We start from the raw sequence: 15983 nt of genomic DNA, 5'->3' as shown, positions 1-15983 counted from the left end.
GGTGAAGACGCGCGGCATCGACTCCTCGGGGATGCCGCTTCCTTCGTCGCTCACGGTGACCGCGGTTCCTTCCACGATGCGGGGAGGGGTGCCCGCTTCCGGGCGCCCGTTCGTCGAACGGCCCTGTCAGGCCAGGCTGGTGAGCACCGCCGGGTCGTACGGGACGGTCCGGGAGAGGTCGCCGCGCAGCGCCCTGGCGGCCCAGTCCGGATTGGCGAGCAGGGTGCGGCCGACGGCGACGAGGTCGAACTCGTCGCGCTTGAGGCGGGCCAGCAGTTCGTCGATGCCGGTCACGCCGGCCCGGCTGGTGTAGCCCTGGGCGAACTCGCCCTCGCCGTACTGCTGGTCCAGGCCGACCGAGCCGACCGTCACGGCGGCCTTGCCGGTGAGCTTGCGCGCCCAGCCGGCCAGGTTGAGGTCGCTGCCGTCGAACTCGGGCTGCCAGTAGCGCCGGGTGGAGCCGTGGAACGCGTCGACCCCGGCGTCGGCCAGCGGGGTCAGCAGCTGCTCCAGCTCGGCCGGGCTCTGCGCGATGCGGGCCCCGTAGTTGCCGACCTTCCACTGGGAGAACCGGAAGAAGACCGGGAAGCCCGGGCTGACGACCGCGCGGACGGCCCGCACGATCTCGGCGCCGAAGCGGGCGCGGGAGGCCGGGTCGCCGCCGTAGCGGTCGGTGCGCCGGTTGGTGCCGCTCCACAGGAAGTCGTCGATCAGGTAGCCGTGCGCGCCGTGCAGTTCGACGCCGTCGAACCCGAGCCGCTCGGCGGTCGCCGCGGCCTCGGCGAAGGCGGCCACCGTGTCGTCGACGTCCCGCTGGGTCATGGCCCGCCCGGCCGGGGCGCCGTCCAGGCCGATCCCGGACGGGCCTTCGGCGGGCGGCTCCGTCCCGGTGCGCACGACCCCGGTGTGCCACAGCTGCGGGATGATCCGGCCGCCGGCCTCGTGCACCCGCCGCACCACGCGGGCCCAGCCGGCCAGCGCCTGTTCGCCGTGGAAGTGGGGCACGTGGTCGTACGCGCGGGCGGCGGCGCGGTCGACGTAGGTGCCCTCGGTGATGATCAGTCCGACCTGGTGGGCCGCCCGGCGGGCGTAGTACTCGGCCACCTCCTCACCCGGCACGCCGCCGGGGGACTGCATCCTGGTCATCGGGGCCATCACGATGCGGTTGGGGACCGTCAGATCACCCACGACGAACGGCTCGTCCAAGCTGGACATGCTTTCTCCCGAGTTCTCGGCACTCATGGTGTGAACATTCCGTGTGCGCCTTCTCCGCCGCTCCGGCGAATCGCCGCCGGGCCGTGCGGAAAATGGTGTGGTCGGCCGCACATAGGTAACACACGATTATCGGCCCTGTTGATCGCGGCGTCCAGCGGGTGCTCTTGTCCGTGCTGCATTGCCTCAGGCGATCCACGGCATCGACACAATCATGTTGACCGTGTCCGGGAGATCACGGATAGTGGTGCAGGTGGTTCCGCGTCGCCTTCTGGGTCGCAACTGGAGAATTGATTCCCTTGCCGACCAGTGCCGCGGAAAGGAATTTCCCAGGAACGAAAGGTGGCGGAACCCAGGGTGAGCGAGAGTCGCCTTACCGCGCAGATTTCCCACGACTTGGACGGCAAACGGGCCGTGGTCACCGGCGGCAGCCGGGGCATCGGCGCCGCGATCGTGCAGCACCTGCTCGACGCCGGCGCCACCGTCGTCACCTCCGCCCGCAACCCCACCGAACACACCCCGTCCGCGGCCAAGTTCATCCAGGCCGACCTCAGCTCGCCGGCCGGGGTGCGGGCGTTCGCCGACGCCGCGCTGGACTCCCTCGGCGGGGTGGACATCGTGGTCAACAACGCGGGCGGCTGCCGGGCCTTCCAGACCGCGCTGGAAATCGAGAACGACTGGCAGTACACGGTCGACATCAATTTCCTGGCCGCCGTCCGGCTCAATGCCGCACTCGTGCCGGCCATGCGCGCGGCCGGCGGCGGGGTGATCGTGCACCTCTCCTCCATCGCGACCATTTCCTCCTACCCGATGATCCTGCACTACGCCGCCGCGAAATCCGCGCTGGAGGTGTACAGCAGGGGCCTCGCGGTCGAGTTGGCGCCGGACGGAATCCGGGTCGTCGCGATCTCCCCGGGAAACGTGATGACTCCCGGGGCGGATGAGGCGCGCGAGAAGATCGTCGACTATCTCGGCATGGAATCGGAGGGGGACTGGGCCGACGAGGTCCCGCTCGGGCGGATCGGCCAGACCGAGGACATCGCCGAGGCGGTCGGCTTCCTGGTCTCCCGGCGCGCCTCGTGGATCACCGGCAGCAACCTCGTCATCGACGGCGGCAAGAGCGCGTCCCTGTGACCGCCCGCCAGGACTGGAAGGACTGACACGATGACCGCGACAGAAGAAGGGCCGCGGGCCTATCCGTTCGGTCCGGCCGAGCAGCTCGACGTGGACCCGAAGCTGGCCGAGGCCTGCGGCGAGCAGCCGGTGCTGCGGGTGAGCCTGCCCTACGGCGGCGACGCCTGGCTGGTCACCCGCCACGCCGACGTCAGGACGGTGCTGGCCGACCCCCGGTTCAGCCGGGCCGCCGCCGCGGGCGAGGACGTGCCCCGCATCGTCTCGGCCGGCCTGCCCCGCACCTCGATGCTGAGCATGGACCCGCCGGAGCACAGCCGGCTGCGGCGCAGGGTCGCCAACCCCTTCACCGTGCGCCGGGTCGAGGCGATGCGCCCGCGCGCCCAGCAGATCGTCGACGGCCTGCTCGACACCATGATCGCCACGGGCTCGCCCGCCGACCTGACCCAGATGCTCACCTGGCCGCTGCCGATCACGATGATCTGCGAACTGCTCGGCGTGCCCGTCGAGGACCGCGACCGGTTCAACGCCTGGGTGGACGGCCTGCTGATGCTCTCCGACCCGGCCCGCTCCGCACGGGACCGCGGGCACCTCAACGAGTACCTCGCCGGGCTGGTCGCCGAGCGCCGCGTCGAGCCCACCAGCGACCTGCTCGGCGAACTGGTCGCCGTGGAGGACGAGGAGAACCGGCTCACCGAGGAGGAGTTGGTCAGCCTCGGGGTCAGCCTGCTGTCCGCCGGCCAGGAGGCCACCGCCAACCAGATCGGCAACTTCGTCTACACGCTGCTGACCAGGCCCGAGCTGTGGCACGAGCTCGTCGCCGATCCCGGCCTGATCCCCGACGCGGTCGAGGAACTCTCCCGGATCATCCCGATCAGCGCCACCGCCGGCTTCACCCGGATCGCCACCGAGGACGTCGAACTGGGCGGGCAGACCGTCCGGGCCGGCGACGCGGTGGTCACCGAGTTCTCCCTGGCCAACCGGGACCCGGAGGTGTTCGACCGCCCCGAGGAGATCGACTTCCGCCGGAAGAACATCCCGCACGTCACCTTCGGACACGGCATCCACCACTGCCTCGGCGCGGCCCTGGCCAGGATGGAACTGCGCGTCGTGCTGGACACCCTGGTGCGCCGCCTGCCCGGCCTGCACCTCGCCGTGCCGGCCGACCAGGTGACCTGGCGGACGGAACGGCTCATCCGCGGAGCGGACGCGCTGCCGGTCGCCTGGTGAGACGCCGCCGGCCGGAGCGACCGCCTGACGTCAGGGAGTCGGCGGTCGCTCCGGCCGGGCCCCAGCTCGCACTTCGACATCACCCGGACACTACGGGAGGACTCAGCATGGCCGAACCACCGGAGGCGATCACCGCGGCCGTGCGTGATCCGGGCAAGGGACTCGCCGAGGTCATGGCGGCCATCATGGAGGGCTACGCCGACCGGCCCGCCCTCGGCGAACGCGCGCGGGAGCCCGTGACCGGGCGCTTGCTGCCCGGCTTCGAGACCGTCAGCTACCGCGAACTGTGGGCCCGGGTACGCGCCGTCGCCACCGAGTGGCACCACCACCCGGACCACCCGCTGAGCGCCGGCGACCGGCTCTGCATCCTGGGCTTCACCAGCACCGACTACGCCACGCTCGATCTCGCCTGCCTCCACGCGGGCGTGGTGGTCGTGCCGTTGCAGTCCAGCGCGCCGCTGTCCCAGCTGGCGCCGATCGTCGCGGAGACCGAGCCGCGCGCCCTCGCGGCGAGCATCGAGCGGCTGGACACCGCCGTCGAAGCCGTCCTCGGGGCGCCCTCGATCCGGCGCGTGATCGTGTTCGACTACCGCCCCGACATCGCCGAGCAGCGCGACGCCTTCGAATCCGCCCGGCGGCGCCTGGCCGGGGCCGGCCGCCCGGTGGCCGTCGACCCGCTGGCCGCCGTGGTCGAGGCCGGAGCCGGACTGCCGCCCGCGCCCCTGTTCGTCGCAGACCCGGGTGACGACCCGTTGGCGCTGCTCATCTACACCTCCGGCAGCACCGGCACCCCGAAGGGGGCCGTCTACCCCCAGCGGCTGGTCCGCACCGCGTGGAACGGCTTCAGCTACGGCGCGGAGGACGCACCCCCGGTCAGCGTCCACTACATGCCGCAGAGTCACCTCGCCGGCCACTGGGCGCTGATGGGCTCGCTCTCCCGGGGCGGCGTCGGCCACTTCACCGCCAGGAGCGACCTTTCCACCCTGCTCGACGACATCGCGCTGGTCCGCCCCACCGAGCTGACCATGGTCCCGCGCATCTGCGACCTGCTCTTCCAGCGGTACCGCAGCGAACTGGACCGGCGCTCCGGCGAACCCGGCGACGTCGACACGGCGGTCAAGACCGACCTGCGGGAGAACGTCCTGGGCGGGCGCGTCACCAAGGCCTTCTGCGGCACCGCCCCGCTCTCCGCCGAGGTGGCGGCCTTCGTCGAGTCCTGCCTGGGCTTCCACCTGTACACCGGCTACGGCTCCACCGAGGCCGGCGGGGTGCTGCTCGACTCGGTGGTGCAGCGCCCGCCGGTGATCGACTACAAGCTGGTCGACGTCCCGGAACTCGGCTACTTCCGGACCGACTCGCCGCACCCGCGCGGGGAACTGCTGCTCAAGACCGCCACCGCCATCCCCGGCTACTACAAGCGGCCCGAACTCACCGCCGAGATCTTCGACGCGGACGGCTACTACCGGACCGGCGACATCATGGCCGAGACCGGGCCGGACCGGCTGGTCTACGTCGGCCGCACCAAGGACGTCCTGAAGCTCTCCCAGGGCGAGTTCGTGGCCGTCTCCCGCCTGGAGACCGCCTTCGTCGCCAGCCCGCTGATCCGGCAGATCTTCGTGTACGGCAACAGCGAGCGCGCCTACCCGCTCGCCGTGGTCGTCCCCGCCCCGGAGGCGCTGGCCAGGGCCGGCGGGGACGCCGAGTCGCTCAAACCGCTGCTCATCGAGTCGCTGCAGCGGATCGCCAAGGAGGCCGAGCTCAACTCCTACGAGATCCCGCGCGACGTCCTGATCGAGACCGAACCCTTCAGCGCCGCGAACGGCCTGCTCGCCGACAGCCACAAACCGCTGCGCCCCCGGCTCCGGGAGCGCTACGGCGAGGCCCTGGAACGGCTCTACGCCGAACTCGCCGACGGGCAGGAGCGCCGGCTGCGCGAGCTGCGCCGGGCCGGGCCGGACCGGCCGGTGCTGGAGACGGTCGGCCGGGCCGCCCAGGCGCTGCTGGGCTGCGCGGGCGCCGAGCTGAGCGCCGACGCGCACTTCACCGACCTGGGCGGGGACTCGCTGTCCGCGCTGTCCTTCGCCGCCCTCATGACGGAGATCTTCCGGGTCGAGGTCCCGGTCGGGGTGGTGATCAGCCCGGCCAACGACCTGGCACGGGTTGCGGGTTACATCGAGGAGCGGCGCCGCTCCGGCGCCGCGCGGCCCACCGTCGCCTCCGTCCACGGCGAGCGCGCCGTCGAGGCCCGGGCCGGCGACCTCACCCTGGACAGGTTCCTCGACGCGGCGACGCTCGCCGCCGCCCCGACGCTGCCTCGCCCCGACGGCGCCGTCCGCACCGTGCTGCTCACCGGGGCCACCGGCTTCCTCGGCCGCTTCCTGTGCCTGGAGTGGCTGGAACGGCTGGCGCCCGCGGGCGGCAGGCTGGTCTGCGTGGTCCGTGGCGCCGACGCGGCCGTCGCGGCGAAGCGGCTGGAGGCCGCCTTCGACAGCGGTGACGCCGAACTGCTCCGGCGGTACCGGGAGTTGGCCGACGGGACGTTGGAGGTGCTGACGGGCGACATCGGCGAGCAGCGGCTGGGCCTGGCCGAGGACACCTGGCAGCGGCTGGCCGACACCGTGGACCTGATCGTCCACCCGGCCGCCCTGGTCAACCACGTGCTGCCCTACGACCAGCTGTTCGGGCCCAACGTCGTCGGCACGGCCGAACTGATCCGGCTGGCGCTCACCACCCGGCTCAAGCCCGTCACCTACGTGTCCACCGTCGCCGTGGTGGCCGGCGCCGCGGCCCTCGACGAGGACGGGGACATCCGCGTCACCAGCCCGGTGCGCCACCTCGGCCGGGGCTCCGGCGGCGGCGCCGCGCACGGATCCGAGCACGAGTACGGGCACGACGACGCGTACGGGTACGACGGGTACGCGCACGGGTACGCGACCAGCAAATGGGCCGGCGAGGTGCTGCTCCGCGAGGCCCACGACCTGTGCGGACTGCCGGTCGTCACCCTGCGCTCGGACATGATCCTCGCGCACGGCAGGTACCGGGGGCAGCTGAACGTGCCCGACGTGTTCACCCGCCTGCTGCTCAGCCTGCTCGCCACCGGCATCGCTCCGGGCTCCTTCTACCGGGGCGGCGGGCGCGCCCACTACGACGGCCTGCCGGTCGACTTCACCGCCGAGGCCGTCACCGCGCTGGGCGCGCGGGCCACCGAGGGCTACCGGACCTTCAACGCGCTGAACCCGCACGACGACGGCGTCTGCCTGGACACCTTCGTCGACTGGCTCATCGAGGCCGGCCACCCGATCCGGCGGATCGACGACTACGACGACTGGCTCGCCCGGATCACCACCGCGCTGCGTGCCCTCCCGGAGAAGCAGCGCCAGCACTCGCTGCTGCCCCTGCTGCGCGCCTTCGCGCGGCCCGGGGAAGGCGTCCCCGGGTCGGCGATCCCCGCCGCCGGGTTCCGGTCCGCCGTGCGGGCCGCCAAGGTCGGCGCCGACCAGGACATCCCGCACCTGTCGGCGGCCCTCGTCCGCAAGTACGTCACCGACCTGCGCCACCTCGGCCTGCTTCCCCACTGACCGCAGCACCGCACCACCATCCCCGCATTCGACCCGACGGACACAGGAGTTCGGCATGGCACAGAGCATCGGCGAGACGGTCATCTCGGGTCTGCGGCTGCTGGAGGCGAACGACTTCGCCGGCTTCCGGGCGCTGTGCACCGAGAAGGCCACCGTGTGGCAGAACGACGGCAAGGACGAGCAGGCGATCGACGAGCGGCTCGTGCACTTCAAGGCCTTCGCCGCCGGTGTCGAGTCGCTGCGGTTCGAGGTCCTCCGCCAGTTCGAGAAGCCGGACGAGGTGCTCCAGCAGCACGTCATCCACCTGCTGTCGGCCGAGGGGGTCGTCCAGGAGGTCCCGACCGTCGTCTACTTCCGGTTCGAGGGCGGCCTGATCGACCGGATCGAGGAGTGCCTCTACACCGTGCCGAAGGCCGGCACGGCCTGACCGCCCGCCTTCCTGAACCCGAACCGTCAGGCGGGCGCTGCGGCGCGGGAGTCCCGGAGGCTGCGGCGGGCGGCGGCGGTGACGAGCAGGACCCAGAGCAGGCTGAGGGCGCCCAGGGCGTAGACGCCGCCGTGCAGGAAGGCGAGGTCCAGGTCGGTGCCGGCCGGCGGGGCCCAGCCGTCGGGGTCGACGAGGACGGTGGTGGTGGTGTCGGCGGAGGACGACCCGGAGCAGCCCGAGCCCTGGAACTCGGGGTGCGGCAGCGGCTTCCCGTCCGCGCGGCGGATCGCGCAGGACCAGCTGGTCCGGCCGCTGCGGTCCTTCGAGCTGTGGGCCTCGGTGACGACGACCTCGGTCCGCTCCCCGCGGTGCGCGAGCACCTCCGCCCGGATGGTGGTGGGTGGCAGGGCCAGCAGCAGGACCCCCAGCAGGACGCCGGGCCAGAGCACCCAGCCGGCGGCCCGGACCACCATCAGCCCGCCCAGCGAGGTGATGAGCACCAGCACGGCGAGGATCGTGAACAGGGCGGAGTAGTCCGGGTCCACGGCGAGCGCCATCAGGCCGACGAGCAGCAGCGGGGCGAGCACCGCGACCAGGCCCGCCGCCCGGCGGATGGTGCGGGGCGCGAGCGGGTTGTCCTTCCGGGGTCTCCGCTTGGCGGTCTTCGGCCGCTGGGCGGCGGCCGCCGCGCTCAGTGGTCTCTTCTGCTTCTTCCTGCCCTGTGCCATGTGGCCCCCGTTCGGTGCTGCGTCGGACTGCTCGCGACAGTCTGACCTGCGGTGCGGAGGTGCGGAAGACCGGGGCCGCAAGCCGTCACGGCCGGCCGGGTCGGGCCGGTCAGACCCGCCCGAGTCCGGCCTGCTCCAGGTCGAGGTCGCGCTGGAGGCGGCGCAGGGTGGTGTCGCTGATGAGGTGTTCCGCGTAGAGGCGGTGCAGCCGGGCGTTCTGCACGGTGATGACCTCGTGCCGGAGTTGACGGTAGGCGGCGTCGGCGGTGGTGCCGTCGGGGGTCTCGGGGGTGCGGTCGAGGCGGGCGGCGAGGCCGCGCCGGACCCGGTCGATCGCGGTGTCGGGCATGACCTCCAGCGCCGCGAGGTGGTCGACGTGGTCGAGGGCGGCGCGGTTGAGGGCGTCGCGGGCGTCGTCCTCCTCGCGGGCGGTGTGCTCGGGCTCCAGGGCGAGCCCGGAACGGTGGACCACGGCGGCGAGGGTCAGGCCCTGCACGACCAGGGTGAGGACGACCACCGCCGTGGTCAGCACCAGGACGAGCGGGCGCCCGGGTATCCGGTCGCCGTCCGCGGTGAGCAGCGGGATGGACAGGGCCGCCGCCAGCGGCATGACGCCCCGGGTGCCGGCCCAGGTGACGACCCCGGCGACCCGCCAGGACAGCCGGCCGCGGGCGGGCTTGACCCCGCGGGTCAGCGGCAGCGTCCACAGCACCCGGACGGCGATCAGCACGGCCGCCAGCGCGAGCGCCTGGAGCGGCCACCAGCCGGTTCCGGCCGGCAGGTCGCGGACCAGGGCGGGCAGTTGCAGGCCGACGATGCTGAACACGACGCTCTCCAGCAGGAACACCACCACCGCGGAGACGGCGTGCAGCTGGAGCCGGATGCGGGCGTCGGTGAGGCGGTGGCCGGAGCGGCCGAGCAGGACGCCGGCGACCACGACCGAGGTCACCCCGGAGGTGTGCGCGGACTCCGCGAGCACGTACGCCGCGTACGGGGTGACCAGGGCTATCACGGTCTCCAGGACGGGGTCGGCGGTGCGGCGCCGGATCAGCCACACCAGGCCGGCCACGGCGGCGCCGACCAGGCTGCCGCCCCCGCCGAGCAGCAGGAGCTCGCCGCCCGCCGCAGGCAGGTCCACCGTGCCGCCCACGGCCACGGCGACGCCGACGGCGACCTTGAACAGCACCAGCGAGGTGGCGTCGTTGAACAGGCTCTCGGCCTGCACCAGCACCTGGACGCGCCCCGGCAGCGCCAGCCGGCGGCCGAGCGCGGTGACGGCCACCGGGTCGGTGCTGGACAGGACGGCCCCCAGCACGAACGCCATCGCGGGCGGGAGCCCGGCGACGGCGACGGCGACGAAGCCCACGGCGGCGGCGGAGGCGAAGACCAGGCCGAAGGAGAGGATCGTCACCGGGCGCCACACCGTGCGCAGATCGCGCAACGACAGCTCCTCGGCGGAGGAGTAGAGCAGGGGTGGGAGCACCACCAGGGCGATGGCCTGCGGCGGTACGTGCAGCGCGGGCACACCCGGGACCATCGCGACCGCGAGGCCGACCAGGACCAGCAGGGAGGGCGCGGGCACCCGCAACCGCCGGGCGAAGGTGGCCACGCTCGTGGCCAGAACCACCAGAACCAGAACGATCCCCACGGCGTGCATCTGCGGAAACGACCCATCACGACGATCGGGGTCGCCGCCGCCCGAGCGCTGCGGTCGTCCCCCGAGCCGACCAGACTTCCCGGCACACCGTCAATCATCTTATCGGGTCGTTTGCGCGGGACGGCAGGGTGCCCGGCAGGTCGTGCCCCTCAGCGGCGCCCGAGCAGCCTCGCCAGGAAGCCGCCGCTCTTGCGCTTCGTCCGGTCGCAGGCGCAGCGGCCGGACTCGGGCACCCCGGCGAGTACCTGGTCGACGTGCATGCCGCACCCCGCGTAGCTTGCCTTGCCGCACGTCCGGCAGGTGGTTCGTCGACACATCGCGCTGCTCCTCACGTCGCACCCCCGGATGGGGTGTCTGTCCTGGCCTGTCCTGGCCCGTCCTCCAAATATACCCCACTGGGTATTTTGAAGAGTGTGAGGACAGGCCGGTGCCACGGACCTGCCGTGCCCGGCCGGACAGCCCCGGCCGGGCACGGCAGGCATTCCTGGTGGTGCGCCGTACGGTCAGACGGCCTGCAGATAGAACAGGTCCGGTCGGCTGTCCTGGACGATCTGGTAGCCCAGGCCGTCGCTGTGGTTCTGGGCGGCGACCCATTTGCCGGAGTTCAGGTTCTGGAGGGCGAAGCGGTTGCCGCCCGGAACCTTCGCCATCCAGAACGCCTGGTTCTCGGGGACGATGTCGCCGCAGCCGACCGTGATGATCCAGTTGCCGTCGTCCTTTCCCCAGCGGTCGACGACCATGCACCAGCCGCGCCAGCTGTCGCGGAAGTACACCAGCTCGCGGCCGTCGGAGGCGTGCTTGCGGCAGACCTGCCACTTCTGGTTCGACTCGTCACCCCAGAAGTACTGGATGACCGAGCCGTGGTTCCCGGGGGAGAGCGCGACGGTCAGCGGCCGGTCGGCCCCGGCGGTGTTGATGCGGTAGAGGCCGGGGTCGCAGGGGTAGTCGCTCTCCGGGTCCGCAGCGAGTGCGGTGGCCGACGCGGGGGCGGCCAGGGCGGCGGGGGAGGCGGTGAACAGCAGGGCGCCGACGGCGGCCGCCGTGCCGAGGACGTTCAGCGGGCGGCGGGCGCGGTAGCGCGGACGGTGCGGGTGGGGCATCGTGGACTCGCTTTCGCAGCAGGTGGGTCGGGCCGTTTCCGTGATCCTGGGCATCAGCAGACGAGTCGCGCCCGGGCGGCCGCGCGCAGGGTGCCGGCCGGCTCCGGGTAGGCACAGGAGACGGTCCCCTGCTCCGGGACGTCGAAGGTGGTGAAGGTGCCGGGGCCGTTCGGGCTGGTGTTGATCCAGTAGCCCGTGTTCCCGCTGCGGGCGCAGATGTAGCGGACCCACTCGCCGGTGACCTTCCGGGTGCCGCGGTAGAGGCCGTAGTAGCCGGGGCTGTTGAAGTTCACGGTGTCGGTGACGGTGGTGGTGCGGGTGGTCGCCTTGGTGCTGGCCACCGAGAATCCGACCTTGACGCTCACCTTGGCGAAGATCGCCTTGAATTCGGCGCTCACCTCGGTGCTGGTGTTGATCGTGGTGCTCACCGAGTCGACCTCGCTGAGGGTCTTGGTGTAACTGCCGGTGGTGCCGGGGGTGATGGCGACCGCGAGGAAGTCGGTGACGGTCGGTTCGACCCGGGCCGAGGCGATGTCCTCCCACAGGTAGTCGCGGGCGGGGTCGCAGGTGGCGGTCGGCGGTGTGGTGTCGGCGTGTGCGGGCGCGGCGCCGAGGCCGAGTCCGGTCACCGCGACCAGTGCGGCGACTCCTGAGGTGAAGGCGGTGCGCCTGGTGCGCGAGCTCATGAGGGTGCTCCTCCGCTGGACGATGAAGGCACTGCGATGCACGTCACGTCATGTGCATGACGTGAATCCCCCGTGGGGAAATCTTCACGTTCGCGGCGGGGCCCCGGCCATCCCAGATTCCTGGGGGCGTGCGGCGGGCGCGCGCCAGGGGCGCGGGGCCACGGGTCAGCAGCGCCCCCCGCCGAGCATGATCCGCGCGATCAGTTCCTGTCGGCTGCCCACCCCGGTCTTGGTGAACACCGACTTCAGGTGGTCCTGCACCGTGTACGGCGTCATCGCGAGCAGCCGGGCCACGTCCCGGGTGTCGCTGCCGCGCACCAGCAGCAGCGCCACCTCCTGTTCGCGGGCGGTCAGCCCGTACGCGGCCAGGTAGAGCGGCATCACCTCGGCCGGCGAGGCGGGCGTGGCCACCACCGTCACCTCGTCCGCCGCCGCGTCGCCGCGCAGCGCCGATCCGTGCAGCAGGTACCAGCGATCGTCCCGGGAGCGGACCCGTACCGGCGTCTGCGGCGCGGCCAGCCCGTGCGCCGCCCGGCGGGCGTGCTCGGCGGCCATCGCCACGGAGGTCGGGATGCTGAGCGAGGTGGGGGTGGGGTCGGCCAGCCGGTCGAGCAGGTCCTCGGCCGGGCCGGACATCGCCCGCAGCCGGTTGCGCCGGTCGAGCAGCAGGACCGCAGGCCCCGCGTCCTCCTGGTCCGGCGCGCCGGCCGGAACGTGGCACGCCCGCAGCGCGTTGCCCAGGTGGCGGGCGGCGGCGCCGGCGAGCTCGCGCTGGCGTCCCAGGTAGGGGCCGCGGTCCGGGGCCCGCATGAACGCCGCGCACCCCCACATCCCGCCCGTCGCGTCGAACACCGCCCGCAGTTCGTCCCCGAACCCGGCCGGTGCTATCTGCTCCCGGAACCGCACGCTCTCCTGCGGGCGCCCCTTGGTCGCCCGGCTCAGCGTCTCCGCCTGCGCCCCGCTGTGCCGGATCTTCGGGAAGGTCGCCAGGTCGTCCTCCCAGACCTCCAGCCTGACGGCGTGCTCGTACGCCGTCAGGCTGAGGTCCTCGCTCTGCACCGAGTTCACCAGCCCGGTCGCCGGATCCGCCGTGTGCCAGCACACCGCGTCGAACTCCAGGACCGGGCGCAGCAGTTCGTCCGCCCGCCGGAACACGTCCGGCGCCGTCAACCCCTCCCCGGCGAGCTCCCGCATCCCCTCGATCGCCGACCGCGCCGCCACCCCACGAGCCCCACGTAATCCCATGGCGGGAAGCTAACACGCTGTTCGTACCCCCACCCACGCGCCGATCGGCGGGGTCCGCCTCCTCCTCGCGGTGGGCCGACGGCCCCCGGCGTCATCCTGACGTCCCGTCATGCCGACCGGGGGCGGCGTGCGTCGGGGGCTCAGCCGGGCAGCGAGTCCATGAAGGAGCTGACCGAGAAGACGGCCTTGCCGGGGCCGGCCGGGCCGTAGCCGGGCGGGGAGGAGAGGCCGAACTCCTCGAGGGTGGCGCGGTAGGCCCGGAGCAGGCGGATGTGGTACTCCAGCGGGGCGCCCTGGGGGTTGGCCTTGCCGAGCGGAGTGGTGGGTTCGGGGCACCAGGTGGTGAAGCGGGGCACCACGCCGTGGGACATGAAGAAGCGCAGGCCCTCCCGGGTGGAGGCGATGGCCTCGTCGACGGTGGTGAAGCCGAAGGGCTGCGCCATCTCGACCCCGGCGACGAAGTTGGGGATCACGTTCTCCGGGCCGAACACCTCGGTGGAGTCGAGGATGCGCCGGTGCCACTCGTCGCGGCCGACGTAGCGCTCCTTGCCGGGGCAGTACAGCTCGAACAGGCGCTTGTCCCAGACCTCGAAGTTGGGGTGGTAGATCCGCACGCCGTAGTCGTGGAAGCGCTGGACGTCCTCGCGCGGCAGGGCCTGGGCGACGACCTTGCCGATCCAGCGCCCGGGGAAGCGCTCCTCGATGGCCTTGGCGTACTGGCCGTAGAAGTCGGCCTCGTCCCGGCCGCCGACCTGCGAGGTGATGGCGCCGCCGGTGAGGGTGTACGCCTGGGAGGCGCGGGCGGTGTCGTGGCGGTCGATGAGCTCCAGTGCCTCCAGCACCTCCTCGACCGGCTTGACCCCGGTGTAGGGGCGGCCGGCGGCCTTGTGCTGGCGCCAGTTGTGGTTGATGTCGCAGTACTGGCACTCCTCCTTGGCGCCGAAGTACTGGCAGACCCGGAAGACCGTCAGGTAGATCAGGTAGCCCCACTGGATGGTCGGGGCGACCTCCATCACCGACTTCCCGTTGGCCAGGGTGTGTCGGTAGTAGTCGGGCATCGGAGGCAGGCCCACGTCGGCGATCCGCGCGCCGTCGAGGTACAGGCCGAGCGTGCCGTCCTCCCCGGCGCCGACCCGGTACGGCGAGTCCGGGTTGACCCGCACCGACACCACGGTGCGGCGCAGCCCGTACGGGCCGCCGGTGAGCACGACCTCCTCCGGCGGGCGGTTGAGCGCGGCCGCGCCGAGTTCGGGCAGGGTGCGGTGGTCGAAGGAGAAGATGAAGTACGACTTCGGCTTGACCTCGCCGCTCCCGTCGGCGCCGGTGCTGCCGCTGAGGGCGGACTCGTCGAAGGCCATGCCGCCGCGCAGCAGGTCCTCCTTGATCACGGCCTCCCGGGGCACGTCGGGGAAACGCTCCATGAGGTCCTCGACCAGTGCGGTGCGGCTGCGGCCCTGGGTCTCCATGTGCTGGTACGTCCTTCCTGGCCCCGTTCCGTCACGGGGTCGTGGCCATTCTTCTCCCCCTTACGCCGGCGGGCGCGGCGGACCGATGCATGAGGAGGTGGCGTTTCAAACGCCATACGGGCCCACGTTCACCTGATCGGGTGTAGAAGATCGTTCGGAGCGTTTCCGAACCGGTCCCCGCGCCTACGGTTGTGAACCGAGCGAGACGGGGGGCGCGTTCGAAGACCGCCCGCGCCGTCGGCCAGGTGACGAAGCGTCATGTCTCGCGATCCTTCATCAGAGTCAGAGGAGGCTCCATGCCCCTGTGCACCAGAGCGGGGACACCCTTCGAGCGCACTGCCGCCGCGGCGGTGGGGTCGTGAGCTCCTCGGCGATGGAGCGGATCCTGCGCGGGCCGAGCGGCCTGGGCACCGCGGGCCTGAACCTGGCGCAGAGTCCCCCCGCCCCGAGCGCGCCCGCACCCAACACCTCCGTGCCCGGCGTCCCCACGTCCGACAGCCCCTCGCCGGGCGGTTCCAAGCCGGGTGGTTCCAAGCCGCAGCCCGGCGACGCCATCCCGGGCCTCTACCACCACCCGGTGGCCGAGCCCGACCCGGTGCGGGTGGAGGAGCTGAGCCTCAGGATCAAGGCCTGGGCGCTGGACGAGGTCGAGCTGTACCCGCCGGACTGGGAGAAGCAGTTCGACGGCTTCTCGACCGGCCGCTACATGGTGGCCTGCCACCCGGACGCGCCCGGCGTCGACCACCTGATGCTCGCCGCCCGCCTGATGGTCGCCGAGAACGCGGTCGACGACTACTACTGCGAGGAGCACGGCGGCTCGCCGGTCGGCCTCGGCGGGCGCCTGCTGCTGGCGCACACCGCGCTCGACCCGCTGCACACCACCCCGGAGTACCACCCGGAGTGGGAGGCCTCGCTGCACGAGGACGCGCCCCGCCGGGCGTACCGCTCCGCGATGGAGTACTTCACCCGGGCCTCCACGCCCTCCCAGGCGGACCGGTTCCGGCACGACATGGCCCGGCTGCACCTCGGGTACCTCGCCGAGGCGTCGTGGGCCGAGACCGAGCACGTCCCGCAGGTGTGGGAGTACCTGGCGATGCGCCAGTTCAACAACTTCCGCCCCTGCCCGACGATCACGGACACCGTCGGCGGCTACGAGCTGCCGGCCGAACTGCACGCGCTACCCGCCATGCAGCGCGTGATCGCCCTGGCCGGCAACGCGACCACCATCGTCAACGACCTGTACTCGTACACCAAGGAGCTGTCCATCCCCGGACTGCACCTGAACCTGCCCGTGGTGATCGCCGAACGCGAGGACTGCTCGCACCGGGACGGCTACCTCAAGGCGGTCGAGGTCCACAACGACCTGATGCACGCCTTCGAGGCCGAGGCGGCCGCGCTGGCCGCGGCCTGCCCCGTCCCGACCCTCGTACGGTTCCTGCGCGGTGTGTCCGCGTGGGTCGACGGCAACCACTTCTGGCACCAGACCAACTCCTTCCGCTACACCCTGCCCGACTTCTGGTAAC

General features: G+C 72.3%; 11 protein-coding genes and 1 pseudogene. 5 read left to right on the top strand and 7 right to left on the bottom strand.

Going from position 1 to position 15983, the window contains the following annotated elements:
- Positions 1–126: 126 nt before the first annotated feature.
- Positions 127–1215: an NADH:flavin oxidoreductase gene (locus AB0P03_RS34350; RefSeq protein WP_363587134.1), complete on the bottom strand. Its 1089-nt coding sequence runs from the start codon at positions 1213–1215 to the stop codon at positions 127–129.
- A 354-nt stretch (positions 1216–1569) separates the two neighbouring features.
- On the opposite strand from AB0P03_RS34350, the gene AB0P03_RS34345 reads away from it, so the two are divergent.
- The 4 genes from AB0P03_RS34345 to AB0P03_RS34330 all read left to right on the top strand — a co-directional run bounded on the left by AB0P03_RS34345 (position 1570) and on the right by AB0P03_RS34330 (position 7578).
- Entirely contained in the window at positions 1570–2346 is a 777-nt protein-coding gene (locus tag AB0P03_RS34345) for an SDR family oxidoreductase (RefSeq protein ID WP_363587135.1), read from the top strand.
- Between the two features lie 30 nt (positions 2347–2376).
- Positions 2377–3573: a cytochrome P450 gene (locus AB0P03_RS34340; protein ID WP_363587136.1), complete on the top strand. Its 1197-nt coding sequence runs from the start codon at positions 2377–2379 to the stop codon at positions 3571–3573.
- Between the two features lie 107 nt (positions 3574–3680).
- A complete protein-coding gene (gene car, locus AB0P03_RS34335) occupies positions 3681–7151 on the top strand; it encodes a carboxylic acid reductase (protein ID WP_363632510.1) in 3471 nt (1156 codons plus the stop codon).
- 55 nt (positions 7152–7206) lie between these two features.
- On the top strand, positions 7207–7578 hold the full coding sequence (locus AB0P03_RS34330; RefSeq protein ID WP_363587138.1) for a nuclear transport factor 2 family protein: 372 nt from the start codon (positions 7207–7209) through the stop codon (positions 7576–7578).
- 26 nt (positions 7579–7604) lie between these two features.
- Here AB0P03_RS34330 and AB0P03_RS34325 read toward each other — a convergent pair whose 3' ends face one another.
- From AB0P03_RS34325 to AB0P03_RS34300, 6 genes are all read right to left on the bottom strand, one after another.
- On the bottom strand, positions 7605–8306 hold the full coding sequence (locus AB0P03_RS34325; RefSeq protein WP_363632508.1) for a hypothetical protein: 702 nt from the start codon (positions 8304–8306) through the stop codon (positions 7605–7607).
- 109 nt (positions 8307–8415) lie between these two features.
- Positions 8416–9963: a Na+/H+ antiporter gene (locus AB0P03_RS34320; RefSeq protein WP_363632507.1), complete on the bottom strand. Its 1548-nt coding sequence runs from the start codon at positions 9961–9963 to the stop codon at positions 8416–8418.
- 503 nt (positions 9964–10466) lie between these two features.
- On the bottom strand, positions 10467–11063 hold the full coding sequence (locus tag AB0P03_RS34315) for a hypothetical protein (RefSeq protein WP_363622785.1): 597 nt from the start codon (positions 11061–11063) through the stop codon (positions 10467–10469).
- A gap of 53 nt (positions 11064–11116) precedes the next feature.
- Positions 11117–11749, bottom strand: coding sequence for a hypothetical protein (locus AB0P03_RS34310; protein WP_363587143.1), 633 nt, complete (start codon positions 11747–11749; stop codon positions 11117–11119).
- 165 nt (positions 11750–11914) lie between these two features.
- Positions 11915–12994 carry a helix-turn-helix transcriptional regulator gene (locus AB0P03_RS34305; protein ID WP_363587144.1) on the bottom strand — a complete coding sequence of 360 codons (1080 nt, stop codon included), beginning with the start codon at positions 12992–12994 and terminating at the stop codon, positions 11915–11917.
- A gap of 140 nt (positions 12995–13134) precedes the next feature.
- Positions 13135–14460: a radical SAM protein gene (locus tag AB0P03_RS34300; RefSeq protein ID WP_363622791.1), complete on the bottom strand. Its 1326-nt coding sequence runs from the start codon at positions 14458–14460 to the stop codon at positions 13135–13137.
- Positions 14461–14827: 367 nt separating this feature from the next.
- Between AB0P03_RS34300 and AB0P03_RS34295 the strand changes: the two are divergent.
- Positions 14828–15982: pseudogene (locus AB0P03_RS34295) on the top strand (family 2 encapsulin nanocompartment cargo protein terpene cyclase); the annotation flags it as partial.
- Between the last annotated feature and the right edge of the window lies 1 nt (position 15983).

Origin of the sequence: Kitasatospora sp. NPDC088779 (genome assembly GCF_040685395.1) — a bacterium.
GTDB lineage: Bacteria > Actinomycetota > Actinomycetes > Streptomycetales > Streptomycetaceae > Kitasatospora.
This window is presented reverse-complemented; position numbering and strand designations above follow the sequence as displayed.

Bases quoted from the DNA above. Each gene is read 5' to 3' on its own strand.
- AB0P03_RS34325 (WP_363632508.1), bottom strand. From the start codon at position 8,306: ATGGCACAGGGCAGGAAGAAGCAGAAGAGACCACTGAGCGCGGCGGCC.
- car (WP_363632510.1), top strand. From the start codon at position 3,681: ATGGCCGAACCACCGGAGGCGATCACCGCGGCCGTGCGTGATCCGGGC.
- AB0P03_RS34350 (WP_363587134.1), bottom strand. From the start codon at position 1,215: ATGTCCAGCTTGGACGAGCCGTTCGTCGTGGGTGATCTGACGGTCCCC.
- AB0P03_RS34340 (WP_363587136.1), top strand. From the start codon at position 2,377: ATGACCGCGACAGAAGAAGGGCCGCGGGCCTATCCGTTCGGTCCGGCC.
- AB0P03_RS34315 (WP_363622785.1), bottom strand. From the start codon at position 11,063: ATGCCCCACCCGCACCGTCCGCGCTACCGCGCCCGCCGCCCGCTGAAC.
- AB0P03_RS34320 (WP_363632507.1), bottom strand. From the start codon at position 9,963: ATGCACGCCGTGGGGATCGTTCTGGTTCTGGTGGTTCTGGCCACGAGC.
- AB0P03_RS34300 (WP_363622791.1), bottom strand. From the start codon at position 14,460: ATGGAGACCCAGGGCCGCAGCCGCACCGCACTGGTCGAGGACCTCATG.
- AB0P03_RS34305 (WP_363587144.1), bottom strand. From the start codon at position 12,994: ATGGGATTACGTGGGGCTCGTGGGGTGGCGGCGCGGTCGGCGATCGAG.
- AB0P03_RS34330 (WP_363587138.1), top strand. From the start codon at position 7,207: ATGGCACAGAGCATCGGCGAGACGGTCATCTCGGGTCTGCGGCTGCTG.
- AB0P03_RS34310 (WP_363587143.1), bottom strand. From the start codon at position 11,749: ATGAGCTCGCGCACCAGGCGCACCGCCTTCACCTCAGGAGTCGCCGCA.